This is a genomic window from Pseudonocardia xinjiangensis (genome assembly GCF_050948425.1).
Lineage (GTDB): Bacteria > Actinomycetota > Actinomycetes > Mycobacteriales > Pseudonocardiaceae > Pseudonocardia > Pseudonocardia xinjiangensis.
Genome location: NZ_CP192009.1, coordinates 1,441,559 through 1,453,706, shown reverse-complemented (window position 1 = coordinate 1,453,706; position 12,148 = coordinate 1,441,559). Strand labels below are relative to the sequence as shown.

At 72.4% G+C, this 12,148-nt stretch carries 11 protein-coding genes; 6 read left to right on the top strand and 5 right to left on the bottom strand.

The genetic code is table 11. The annotated features are described in order from the left end of the window. Positions 1-24 precede the first annotated feature (24 nt). Positions 25-1,818, bottom strand: a complete 1,794-nt coding sequence (locus ACQPZA_RS06990; RefSeq protein ID WP_433279411.1) for a thiamine pyrophosphate-requiring protein — start codon at positions 1,816-1,818, stop codon at positions 25-27. Positions 1,819-1,958: 140 nt separating this feature from the next. Here ACQPZA_RS06990 and ACQPZA_RS06985 point away from each other — a divergent pair, with 140 nt between their 5' ends. Next, on the top strand, positions 1,959-2,462 hold the full coding sequence (locus tag ACQPZA_RS06985) for a DUF6328 family protein (protein WP_169396023.1): 504 nt from the start codon (positions 1,959-1,961) through the stop codon (positions 2,460-2,462). Between the two features lie 16 nt (positions 2,463-2,478). On the opposite strand, the gene ACQPZA_RS06980 is transcribed toward ACQPZA_RS06985, so the two are convergent. Continuing rightward, positions 2,479-4,305 carry a hypothetical protein gene (locus tag ACQPZA_RS06980; protein WP_433279408.1) on the bottom strand — a complete coding sequence of 609 codons (1,827 nt, stop codon included), beginning with the start codon at positions 4,303-4,305 and terminating at the stop codon, positions 2,479-2,481. Positions 4,306-4,313: 8 nt separating this feature from the next. Next, entirely contained in the window at positions 4,314-4,634 is a 321-nt protein-coding gene (locus tag ACQPZA_RS06975) for a hypothetical protein (protein ID WP_433279407.1), read from the bottom strand. A gap of 850 nt (positions 4,635-5,484) precedes the next feature. On the opposite strand from ACQPZA_RS06975, the gene ACQPZA_RS06970 reads away from it, so the two are divergent. Genes ACQPZA_RS06970 through ACQPZA_RS06950 form a run of 5 tightly spaced genes read left to right on the top strand, consistent with a single transcriptional unit; the run spans position 5,485 to position 10,348 of the window. Next, a complete protein-coding gene (locus ACQPZA_RS06970) occupies positions 5,485-6,858 on the top strand; it encodes an NtaA/DmoA family FMN-dependent monooxygenase (RefSeq protein ID WP_433279404.1) in 1,374 nt (457 codons plus the stop codon). After that, the gene (locus ACQPZA_RS06965; protein WP_433279402.1) at positions 6,855-7,694 is read left to right on the top strand and encodes a sulfurtransferase; all 840 of its coding nucleotides are present in this window, start codon (positions 6,855-6,857) and stop codon (positions 7,692-7,694) included. Before ACQPZA_RS06970 ends, ACQPZA_RS06965 begins: the two co-directional genes overlap by 4 nt. Continuing rightward, positions 7,691-8,584, top strand: coding sequence for an ABC transporter permease (locus ACQPZA_RS06960; protein WP_433279400.1), 894 nt, complete (start codon positions 7,691-7,693; stop codon positions 8,582-8,584). The genes ACQPZA_RS06965 and ACQPZA_RS06960 overlap by 4 nt, the downstream gene beginning before the upstream one ends. 28 nt (positions 8,585-8,612) lie before the next feature. Further along, a complete protein-coding gene (locus ACQPZA_RS06955; protein ID WP_433279398.1) occupies positions 8,613-9,578 on the top strand; it encodes an ABC transporter substrate-binding protein in 966 nt (321 codons plus the stop codon). Further along, positions 9,575-10,348 carry an ABC transporter ATP-binding protein gene (locus tag ACQPZA_RS06950; protein WP_169396029.1) on the top strand — a complete coding sequence of 258 codons (774 nt, stop codon included), beginning with the start codon at positions 9,575-9,577 and terminating at the stop codon, positions 10,346-10,348. The genes ACQPZA_RS06955 and ACQPZA_RS06950 overlap by 4 nt, the downstream gene beginning before the upstream one ends. Positions 10,349-10,363: 15 nt before the next feature. Here ACQPZA_RS06950 and ACQPZA_RS06945 read toward each other — a convergent pair whose 3' ends face one another. Both ACQPZA_RS06945 and ACQPZA_RS06940 read right to left on the bottom strand, forming a co-directional pair. Beyond that, on the bottom strand, positions 10,364-11,578 hold the full coding sequence (locus ACQPZA_RS06945) for a cytochrome P450 (RefSeq protein WP_433279396.1): 1,215 nt from the start codon (positions 11,576-11,578) through the stop codon (positions 10,364-10,366). After that, on the bottom strand, positions 11,575-12,141 hold the full coding sequence (locus ACQPZA_RS06940) for a PadR family transcriptional regulator (protein WP_433279393.1): 567 nt from the start codon (positions 12,139-12,141) through the stop codon (positions 11,575-11,577). The genes ACQPZA_RS06945 and ACQPZA_RS06940 overlap by 4 nt, the downstream gene beginning before the upstream one ends. Positions 12,142-12,148: the final 7 nt, after the last annotated feature.

Here is a 12,148-nt window from a genome sequence, read left to right as displayed (position 1 = left end):
CCACCGGCAGCCGGTGCTGGGACCTCAGGTGCGGCGGCCGGGCAGCATCTCCTGCAGCTTCGTCTTCGCGCCCTGCACCACGAGGTGGACGGCGTCCGGGTCGCCCTTCAGCACCGCCTGCACCACCGACTCGGCCTGCTCGAACGTGGCGTGCGGCGGGATCGGTGGCACCTCCGGGTCGCAGTGCACGTCGAGCACGGCGGGCCGGTCGGCGGCCAGCGCCCGGTCCCAGGCCGGACCGAGCTCCTCCGGGGACGTCACGGTGATCCCCTCCAGGCCCACACCGCGAGCGAAGTCGGCGTAGGACACCTCGGGCAGGGTCTGGGACTCCTCGAACTTCGGTGCCCCGCCCATCGCCCGCAGCTCCCACGTGACCTGGTTGAGGTCGTTGTTGTGCAGCACGCAGACGACCAGCCGCGGGTCCGACCAGCGGTCGGCATAGCGCGCGACGGTGAGCAGCTCGGCCATCCCGTTCATCTGCATGGCGCCGTCGCCGGTGAGGGCGATCGCCGGCCGGTCGGGGTGGGCGAACTTCGCCCCGATCGCGTACGGCACCGCAGGCCCCATCGTGGCCAGGGTGCCCGACAGCGAAGCGCGGACGTCACCGCGGATGCGCAGGTGTCGTGCGTACCAGTTGGCCACCGAACCGGAGTCGGCAGCCACGATCGCGTTCAGCGGGAGCCGCTCGGAGAGCTCCCACACGATCCGCATCGGGTTGACCGGCTTCGCGTCGAGCATCGCCTGGCGTTCCATCGTGCGCCACCAGCGTGCGACGTTCTCCTCGATCTTCTCCCGCCACGCCCGGTCGGTCGGACCGGACAGCAACGGCAGCAGCGCCTGCAGGCTGGTCCGCGCATCGCCGACCAGGTTCACCTCCGTGGGGTAGCGCATCCCGATCATCGCCCCGTCGATGTCGATGTGCACGGCCCTGGCCTTGCCGAACTCGGGGAGGAACTGGCTGTAGGGGAAGTTCGAGCCGACGATCAGCAGGGTGTCGCAGTCGCGCATCAGCTCGTAGCTCGGCCGGGTGCCGAGCAGCCCGATGGCTCCGGTGACGAACGGCAGGTCGTCGGACAGCACGTCCTTGCCGAGCAGCGCCTTGGCCACCCCTGCGCCCAGGATGTCGGCGACCTGCTCGACCTCCGCCGCGGCGCCACGGGCACCCTGGCCGACGAGGATCGCCACCCGCTGCCCGGCGTTGAGCACCCCGGCCGCCCGCAGCACCTCGGCCTCGTCGGGCACCAGCCTCGGCGCCACCAGGCCCGGCGGGCTCGACGGCACCTGCTTGAACGCGTGCGCCGGCGGCGTGTGGTCCTCGGTCTGCAGATCGCTGGGAATGATCAGGGCCGTGGGCGCCCGCCGGGTCAGCGCCGTGCGGATGGCCCTGTCGAGCGCGTTCGGCAGCTGCTCGGGCACATTGACCTCGACCAGGTAGTCGCTCGCCACGTCCTTGAACAGCGCCTGCAGGTCCACCTCCTGCTGGTACGCGCCGCCCATGGCACTGCGTTCCGTCTGCCCGACGATCGCGACCACCGGGACGTGGTCGAGCTTCGCGTCGTACAACCCGTTGAGCAGGTGGATCGCGCCGGGCCCCGAGGTCGCCGTGCACACGCCGACACGCCCGGAGAACTTCGCGTACCCCACCGCCTCGAACGCGGCCATCTCCTCGTGCCGCGCCTGGATGAACCGCGGACGGTCCCCGGCCCGTCCGAAGGCCGCGATGATGCCGTTGATCCCGTCACCGGGGTAGCCGAAGACCTGCTCGACCCCCCACTCCCGCAACCTCCGCAGGATGTGATCGCCCACCGACTCCGCCATTGGCACGCACCTCCGACCGGGTTCCTGCCCTGTCCCACTGGTGATCTCGTACCCGAACCCCTGATCCCGTACCCGGACACGGGCCTCCGACATCCCACCGGGCATCGAGGCACACTCGACGGTCGTGTGAGGAGGTGCCGGTGGAGCGAGATGTCGACGACGTCGCGTCGGACGCGACCTGGGATCAGGAGGCCCGCAACGAGACGGCGACCGAGCGGCTGGACCGCAACTGGGGCGATCTCCTGCAGGAGCTCCGAGTGGTGCAGACGGGCGTGCAGCTGCTCACCGGTCTGCTGCTCACGGTGCCGTTCCAGGCGCGCTTCGGCGACCTGACCGGTCCGCAGCGCGTGCTCTACCTGGTGGCGCTGTCCCTGTCGGCGGCGGCGACCGGCCTGCTGATCGCGCCCGTCGCGCTGCACCGCGCCCTGTTCCGCCAGCACGCGCGGGCGGCGCTGGTGGCGTGGGGCCAGCGTTTCGCCATCGGAGGGCTCGCCCTGCTGGGCCTGGCGGTCACGGGCGTGGTCGTGCTGATCTTCGACGTCGTGACCGGCTCGACACCGGCGATCGTCGCCGGTCTGGTGTGCGTCGCGGTGTTCGGGCTGCTCTGGGGGGCGATCCCGGCGCTTCAGCGCGCGAGGCTCTGAGCCCCTCCGGAGTGGTTCACCGCGGCAGGGGCGGGGTGACCGGGGTCAGTGACCCGCCGGGCAACCAAGGGTCGGTGGTGCGGTTGTCCATCTCACCCGCCCCGGTCGGCATCATCGAGATCTGCACCGACGCGAAGATCCGCGGCCCCGCCACCGCCGGGCCGGCGTCGCCGGGTGCCGTCCACGCCCGGAACCCGGCGGGCGACGCGAGCGGGGTCAGCCCCGCCGCACGCAGGTCGGCCAGGTAGCGCTGCGCCGACACGTCGAGCGGGTCGAAGTCCAGGGTGGTGACGGCGCCGGTCTGCCGGCCCAGCACGGCGTTCGTGGCGAGCCATGGAGCGGTGTACGTGCGGGCGACGCTCGACAGGCCCAGCGCCTCGTCGGTGAGCTTGCGCCCACCGACCTCCCAGCCCGCGACGACCAGCGCCGCGTCCGCCCGATCCAGCCGGTTGGCCACCGGCAGCCCGTTTCCGGCAGCAGCTTCCCGGACGACCGCAGCGGCCGCAGCCGACCGGCGCGACCCGTCGGTCACGAGGTACAGCGCCGGCACGTCACGGTCGCCGAGGAACCGCACGGTGGCCCGGAGCGTCGCGGCGTCCGCCTCGGAGAGTGCATCGGCCGGACAGGCGGCCGGGAGGTCGGCGGCGCCCCGCAGCACCCGACCGACCACGGCGCTCAAGCACTCCGGTCCGTCCGGTCCCGTGAGTCCTGCCACGAGCGCCGGGGGTGCCGGATCGGGGCCGAGGTCGAGGCGCAGCGACACCTGGTCGCCACCCGCCTCCACCGTGAGGACGTCGGTGCCCGCAGGAAGGTCGACCACGGCCCAGCCGCCCGGTGCGCCGGGCCGTTCCTCGGCGCGCACGCCGCCGACCAGCGCCCCGGCCATCCCGACATGGACGAGGTTGCGGCCCGGCCGCTGCGGGGCGACCACCACCGGCGCGTCCTGGTCCGCCAAGGCCACCGTCCGCAGGAGCGGACGGCCCGGCTCGGCGGGAGCCGGGGGTGGGGTCACCAGCATCAGCACCGAACCCGCGGTGAAGACCAGCCCCGCGGAGTAGGCCACGACCCGGCCGCCGACCGCACCGGGGCGGCACAGCCCCGTGCTGACCGCCACGAGCATGCCCAGCGCCTGGATCAGCACGAGCAGACCGGTCAGCGAGGTGGCCGTCACGGCGTCGAAACGCATCCCCTTGGCGACCGCCTCCAGCGCAGCGGCCGACACCGCCACGACGGCCGACACGGCGAAGACCAGGGTGACCCGCCGCACGACCGTGAAGCGAGCGCCACACGCGGGCGTGGCGACCAGCACCGCGGCGCCGAGCCAGGTGACCGCGGCCACCATGTGGACGGCGGCTAGCCCCACGTGCCAGCCGGTGTGCGCGATCGTCGCGTCGTAGGCCAGCGCGGCGGTGAGCAGCACGCCCCCCACCGCGGACGCGCTCCGGGCCCCACGCGCGAACAGCACCGCGATCACCGCGGCGCCGGCGGCCTGCGGCAGCGCGGCGAAGGCGCTGATGCCTCCGCCGACACAGCGGATCACCAGCGCGACCACCGCAACGGCGGCGGCGCTCTGCACGAGGAGCATCGAGCTTCGCGAAGGTGGGGCGAGGAAACCCAGCGCCGCCGTGCCGGCCACCAACGCGCTGGACACCAGCGCCACGACACCGAGAACGGCGAGGAGGGGCCACGGCAGGAGGGTGTCCACCGCGTCGCGGGACCCACCGCCGGCGCCCCAACCGGTCTGCGCCCACGCGGGCCCGGCGAGCGCGAGGAGCAGCACCGGCGACACGAGGACGGGGAGGAGAAGCCGCGGAACGAACCGGCGGGCGCGATCCTCCCTCACGACGCGGATCATGGTGTCGTCACCGGATCGGTACGGCAGTCCGGGGAGTACCCGGAGGCGAGTGGCTCCTCGATGTTCGGAGTGTAGATCATCTTTGTGACGCCCTGATCCTCCCGGCCCTGCGAGCCGACCGGGTTGAGGCTGATGATGTTGCGCGGCTCACAGTAGCCACCGGTCACCGTCGCGTCGAGATCTTCGCGGACCCGGATGCGGTGCCGGTCGCCGGGTCCGACCGGGCCGGGGACCGAGAGGTCGCGGCCGGCTCGCGGGAGTTCCCGAGCGGGCGCGGCGGCACCCGGCCGGGACGCGATGCGACGAATGTGGGCCACGGGAGAGCTCCGGATCCTGAGCCGGACGCGATGCGTCCGGAGGGGTCGGGGACCGAATGCCGGGGATTCGGCCCGCGGGCCGCGGCGATCGGTCAGAGGACTGCGGAGGTCCCCGGACAGGACTGGTCGAAATCGTCCTGACGACGGGTCGGCCAGAACCCCTCGAGGTCGATGATCGGCACGGTCAGAACTATGACGACGAACCGATCGGATGATCAACCCATCCCAGTTCACTGTGTTACAGATCACTGTAACGAATCTTGCTTCCCTGCCGATCGTGAGCTATCGCAACGACCACAGGTCGGAGGCCACTGGTCCGCCTGGCCCACCACGTCGCGCCGACCGGCGTAACACCAAGAAGCACGTCCGATAAAGCACGCCCGCGCACGTTCGTCCGCTTTTGCGAAGTAGCGATTGAACGATAATGACCGAACATTTGTCGGACATTGTCAGGGTCACCCAGCACTCCGCTGTCCCGACAATTGACGGCATGTCGGCGCGCAGCTCTCCGAGATTCGCATCACAGTTGCCGCAACCGCCGACCCGAAGAACTCAGGCCTGTATACGTTCGGCACGCAGACTTCGCGAAAGAATGGCGGTGAGACGGGTGATGGGTGGTTCTGCGCATGCGCGCCGTCCCGCTTCCGGCACGGACGTGCTGTCCGTCATCCCCACCCTGCTGCTCGTTCGCCGCCGGTGCATCGACCTGCTGAAGGTCTGCACCTGTCTCTGTCGCGGCTGAGCCCGCCGACCGTCGCGCCGTCCGCGCGACCGTCGATGTGTCCCCCTCCTCGTCAGCGGCCGCCGCCCCGCGCGCGGTCCGCCCTCTCGCGCCGAAAGGCGGCTTCGTATGCCCGGTCCAGCCCGTCGGATGCATCTCGGCCTCACGATCTGGCCCACCGGTTTCCACCCGGGAGCCTGGCGCCTGCCGGGCTCCCGGAGCGACGGGAACTCCAACCCGCGCCTGCTGCAGCAGGCCGCGCGGACCGCCGAGCGGGGCCGGTTCGACTTCTTCTTCATCGGCGACCGGGTGGTCGGGCTGACCACCTCCCAGTTCGCGGCACCCAACGAGGTCCTGCGGCCCGAAGCGCTGACCCTGGCCGCGAACATCGCGGGGATCACCGAGCACATCGGGCTGATCACCACGGTCAACACCACCTACTCCGAGCCCTACAACGTCGCCAGGGCGGCGGCCACGATCGACCACCTCAGCGGCGGCCGGGTCGGGCTCAACATCGTCACCGGCAAGAACGTCGAGGCGGCCCGCAACTTCGGGCGCGAGCAGCACTGGGACAACGCCCACCGCTACGACTGGGCCACCGAGTACATCCAGGTCCTGCAACTGCTGTGGGACAGCTGGGAGGACGACGCACGCGTCGCCGACCCGGTGACCGGCCGGTTCGTCGACCCGGACCGGGTGCACACCATCGACTTCCACGGGAAGTTCTTCTCGGTCGACGGCCCGCTGAACGTCGAGCGGCCCGTGCAGGGGCAGATCCCGATCATCAACGCGGGTGCCTCCGAACGGTCCCGCGAGCTCGGCGCGCAGTACTCCGACCTGCGGTTCACCAACTCCTCGACCCTCGGCCTCGAGGGTGCCCGGCGGTACTACGACGACCTCAAGAGCCGGCTGCCCCGCTACGGGCGCTCGGCGTCCGACCAACTCATCGTGCCCGGCGTCGCGGTGTACGTGGAGGAGTCCGGACGCGCGGCGCAGGAGGCGTACGCGACCTTGCAGGCCCTGCTGGAGACCGGTCCCGTCCACCGGGCGCGGCTCTCCGAGGCACTCGGCGTCGCCGTCACGGACGCGGCTCCCGACGCTCCGATCGGGGACGTCGCCGACCTCGCGCTGCTGTCCGACGAGGGACTCGGGATCGTCGGCTCGGCCCGTGAGCTCTACGGACGCGAGCGCGTGACCGTGGCCGAGGTCAACGCCTCCTTCATCCGCGGGGGGTTGTTCAAGGAGGTCGTCGGGTCGCCGACGCAGGTCGCCGACGTGCTCGAGGAGTGGTTCTCCTCCGGCGCGGCCGACGGGTTCATGATCTTCCCGCCCACCGTGCCCCACGGGGTGGAGGCGTTCGTCGACCTCGTGGTCCCCGAACTGCAGCGCCGCGGTCTGCACCACCGCGACTACGCAGGCACGACCCTGCGCGAGCACTTCGGACTCCCCCGCCCGCCCAGCCGCTTCGCGACGGGCGTCGATGCCGGGGCGGTGGCCGGATGACGGAGTCCGAGGTTCCGGTGTTCGTCGGCGTCGCCGAGCTGGAGAAGTGGCTGCAGGACACCCCGGAGCGGGTCCGCCTGCTGGAGATCCGCTACGACCAGAAGACCGGAGGGACCGGCGGCGCCGGTCACCTGCCCGGAGCGGTCACCGTCGACCTGGCCACGGAGCTGGCCCGGTCCGACGCCGATCCGGTCGAGGGGCGCCGCCCCCTGCCGGACCCCGCCGACCTGCAACGGTCCGCGCGGCGGTGGGGCCTGCGGGGCGACTCGACCGTGGTCGTCTACGACACGCGCTCCGGGCTCTCCGCGGCCCGTGCCTGGTGGGTCCTGCGGTGGGCCGGACTGCAGCGGGTGAGCATTCTCGACGGCGGCCTGCAGGCCTGGACCGCCGCCGGCCATGAGCTCGAGACGGAGGAGCCCGGCATCGAGCCCGGCGACGTGGAGCTGGGCTCGGGCGGGCTGCCCGAACTGGACGCCGACGCCGCTGCCGCCCTCGCCGCCCGCGGGCTGCTCGTCGACGCCCGGGACGCGCAGGCGTACCGGGAGGGACACATCCCCGGGGCCCGCAACGTCCCCTCCCAGGGTGTGCTGGGCGCGGCCGGGACGCTGGCCGACGCGGACGAGGTGCGCGCGCACTACGGGCTCGCGGCAGCAGACGCGCCGGTCCCCGGGCTCTCCTGCGGCGGCGGGGTGGCCGGCGCCTTCGCCGTCGCCGCTCTCGCCCATGCCGGTGTGACCGCGCCCCTCTACGTCGGGTCGTTCTCCGCCTGGAGCGCGGATCCCGACCGGCCGGTCGCCACGGGAGCCGAGCCGGGAACCGGCGAGGAGGCACCGTGACCGAGAGCCTCCCGCTACGCACCGCCCGGGGCGCGCACCGCGCAGGACCCGTGCCCGGCGATGACGACACCCGGCAGCCGTCCGACGCCGGGAGCGCGCTGCTGGAGCAGGACCAGCGGGAGGCGAACCGCTTCCGGCGCACCGTGCTGGTCGGACGCATCGCCGTGGCGGTCGTCGTGCTCGGCGCCTGGCAGCTCGCCTCGGGCCGGCTCGTCTCAGAGTTCTTCGTCTCCTCCCCCAGCGAGATCGTCGGCAGGCTCGTGCAGCTCGTCGGCACGGGCCAGCTGTGGCCGCATCTGACCCAGACGCTCATCGAGGTGGGGGCCGGGCTGCTCATCGGCGTGCCGCTCGGGGTGGCGCTCGGCGTGGCGCTCGGCATGTCCGCCCTGCTCAGCGGCTGGCTGCTGCCCTACGTGATGGCTCTCTACAGCCTGCCGCGCGTGGCACTGGCGCCGCTGTTCATCGTCTGGTTCGGGATCGGGCTGCTCTCGAAGATCACGATGGTCGTCACGATGGTGCTGTTCGTGATCTTCTACAACGTCTACCAGGGCGTCCGGAACATCGACCAGGACCTCTTCGACGTCGCCCGCTCGTTCCGGGCGAACCGCTGGCAGACCGTGCGCTGGATCATGCTGCCGTCGCTGGTCCCCTGGCTGGTCACCGCGCTGCGGCTCTCCATCGGTATCGCGCTCATCGGCGCCGTCATCGCCGAGCTGATCGCCGCGAGCTCCGGGCTCGGCTACTACATCAAGCTCTCGTCCAACCTGCTCGACGTCACCGGGGTCTTCGCGGGCCTCGCCGTCATCACCGCCGTGGCGATCGTGCTGGACCAGGCACTGGGATACGTGGAGCGCCGGGTCATGCGGCACCACCCCGAGAAGCAGCACTGAGAACACCACCGAGACGAGGACCCGACCCATGACCCATCCCCTTCGCCGACCGTGGCGGTGGGCCGGCGCCCTGGTGCTCACGGCCCTGCTCGTCGCCGGCTGCTCCGCCGAGCCCGGGCCCCCGACGATCCGCGTCGGCCTCGTCTGCGGCGGGGTGGGCCTGGCCGCGCTCGCCATCGACTCCGGCGGCCTCCCGGACGGGCTGCAGGCGCAGAAGATCTGCTTCGACAGCGGTTCCGACGCCGTCCAGGCGCTGGTCGGCGGCAGCATCGACGCCTTCGTCGGCGCGGGGGAACACGTCGTCGACAACCGCGCCAAGGGCCTCGACGTGAAGGGCTACGCGGTCGTGAGCGAGGCGCCGCCGTACTCCCTGGTCAGCGCGGCCGGCTCCGGAGTGCACGGCGTGGGCGACCTCGCCGGGAAGTCCGTGGCCGTCACCGCGCCGGGGAGCCTCTCGGACACCGAACTGCAGAAGGCGACGGCCGAGGCGGGCGTCCCGTACTCCGGCCTGCGCGTCGTGGGCGCGGGCACCGGCGCGACCATGCAGGCCGCGATCGGGAAGGGCGGCGCGGCGGCGGGCATGGTCAGCGACCCGCTGCTCACCACGATGCTGCAGTCCGGCGCGTTCACCCTCACCTGGAAGCCGGACTTCCGCTACATCGCGCTGGCGGTGATCGCGAAGCCGAGCTGGGTGAACGACAACAAGCCCGCGATGCAGGCGTTCCTGCAGTCCCTGCGCGCCACGCAGGACAAGGCGAACGCCGATCTCCCGAGTGTGCTCGACGCCGCGAAGCAGCAGGCCCCGACCCTGGACCCGACGACCCTGCGCACCGTCGTCGCGGCGACGATCGCCCAGGCCCCGCCGAAGCTGACCATCGACGACGGCCCGTACCGCGACACCACCCAGGTGCTCACACAGGTCGGGCAGGTCCAGCCGGACAAGGTCCCGTCGTTCACCGACTCGTTCGACTTCAGCCTGCTGGGCCCGCAGTGACCCCGAAGGTCGCGGTCCGCGACCTCCGCGTCGCCTACCGCACGCGGACAGGACGGCATCTCGCGCTCGACGGGGCCGACCTGAGCATCGGCCACGGCGAGTTCGTCGCCCTGGTGGGGCCCAGCGGGTGCGGCAAGTCGACGCTGCTCAAGGTGGTCGCCGGGCTCGTCGAGCGGTCCGGCGGCGACGCGCTCATCGACGGGAAACCCATCGACGGCCCCTCCGCCGGGGTCGGGATGCTCTTCCAGAACGACGCCCTGCTCCCCTGGCGCACCGTGCACGAGAACATCCGCCTGCCGCTGCAGGTGGCCGGCGGGAACCGCGCCGAGCAGGACGTCCGGATCCGCGACCTGATCACCACGGTCGGCCTCGACGGGTTCGCCGACTACCTGCCCCGCCAGCTCTCCGGCGGGATGCGCAAGCGCGTGGCGCTGGCGCGCACCCTCGCAGCGGACCCGGACCTCTTCCTCATGGACGAGCCCTTCGGCCCGCTCGACGCGCTGACACGCCGCCGGATCGGAGCGGAGTTCCTGTCACTGTGGGAGACGCTGGGAACGAGCGTGCTCTTCGTGACCCACGACGTCGACGAGGCCATCACGCTGGCCGACCGCGTCGTGGTGATGAGCCCGGCGCCCGGACGGGTGCTCACCGAGTTCCCGGTGCCGCTTCACCGGCCGCGTGACGTGCGCGAGCTGCGCTTCACCCCGTCCTTCCGCGACCTGCACGATGCGATCTCCGACGCGCTCGTCGCGCCGTCGGAGATCGCGTGACGGTGGGCCGACCCGTCACCAGGTGACGGGCACCTCCGTCACCCCGCCGGTGAGCCGGTCGGCACGGACCACCAGGTCGTCGACCTCCACGGCGAGCCGCAGGCCGGGGAACCGGCGGAACAGCGCGGAGAAGACGGCCGTGAGCTCGGTGCGGGCGAGGCTCGCACCGATGCAGAAGTGCGGGCCGTGGCCGAACGACAGGTGCGGGTTGGGGCTGCGGGCCGGGTCGAACTCCGTGGCCTCGGCGAACGCCGAGGGGTCCCGGTTCGCCGCTGCGGTGGACAGCAGGACCGCGTCGCCGCGGGCGATCGTGACGCCGCCGATCTCGATGTCCTCGTGGGCGTACCGGAGCAGGCCGAGCCCGCCGGGAGCCGAGAGCCGCAGGATCTCCTCGATGGTGCGCTGCGCCTGACCTTCCGGGTCGGCGGCGAAGGCGTCGCGCCGGTCGAGGTCGGACAGCAGCAGGAGCACGCCGAGGTCGATGCGGCCCACGGTGGTCTCGTGCCCGGCGAACAGCAGCCCGGCCGACAGCCTGGCCAGCATCTCGTCGGTGAAACGAGGATCGGCCTGCTGGGCCCGCACCAGGTCGGACACGACGTCCTCGCCGGGGTTCGCGCGCTTGGCCGCGGCGAGCCCGCCCATGTAGCGCTCGAACTCCGCCATGGCCTCGGCGGCATCGGTGCCGCCGTCCAGCCGGCCGACCCGGTCGGACAGGCCGTGGAAGTACTCCCGGTCATCGAACGGCACACCGAGCAGCTCGCAGATCACCAGTACCGGAAGCGGGAAGGACAGCGTGGCGTGCAGGTCGACCGGCCGCTCCGGGTCGGCCGCCCTGGCCGCCTCCATCGCGTCGAGGCAGCCGTCGACGAGATCCCGCACGTGGCCGGCGAGCAGGCGCATCCGCTTGGCCGAGAAGGCCGGGACCAGCAGCGCACGCATCCTGGCGTGGTCGGCCTGCTCGGTCTCGTAGTCACCCGAGGGGCCGCTCAGGATGGCGGCGTCGGACACGGTGGCGGCCTCGCTCGGGTTGGGGTGCGAGCGGCCCAGCCGCGAGTCACCGAAGAGCGCGCGCGCCTCCTCGTACCGCGTGACCAGCCAGGCCGGGTCGCCGGCGGGCGTCCGCACCTTCGTGATCGGCGCCTCGGCCCGCAACACGGCGTAGAGCGGCGCGACATCGAGCACGTTCGGCCGGTCGAAGGGCAGCTGCGGCGCAAGTTCGGTGCTGGTCATCGGACATCCTCCTCGGGTGGCGGGGCTGGGGCGGCGACTGCGGTTGCGGCAGGGGCCGCTCGGGCGCTCACGGTGGCGAGCCAGTGCTCCTCGGCGTGGCTGCGACGGAGCAGCTCGTCGAGCACGAGTGCGCTCCAGACGTCGTCCGGCGCCGTCCCCACGGAGCGGGCCAGTGCCTGGACCCGGTCGCGACGCGCGAGGATCGCCCGCCGCCGCGCGTCGAGAACGCCGACCCGCTCGACGGGGGTCAGCAGCGCGAAGTGCCCGACCCGGGAGAGGAACTCCGCCTCGTCGGCGGCCAGCTCGTCGGGGAGCTCGGCCAGCATGTCGTGCAGCAGCTCCCGGCCGACCTCGGTGATGGCGTAGACGTGCCGCGCCGGGGCGCCCTGCCGGTCCACCGCCGTGCGCGTCACGGCGCCGGCGTCGTAGAACCGCCGCAGCGCCGGGTACAGCGAGTTGTTCGACAGCGCGTACCCGCTGCTCTGCTCGACCCTGCGGCGCAGCTCGTAGCCGTGAGCGGGCTGCGCGGTCAGGTTCGCCAGCAGAAGCAGGTCGACCCACACCTAGGTC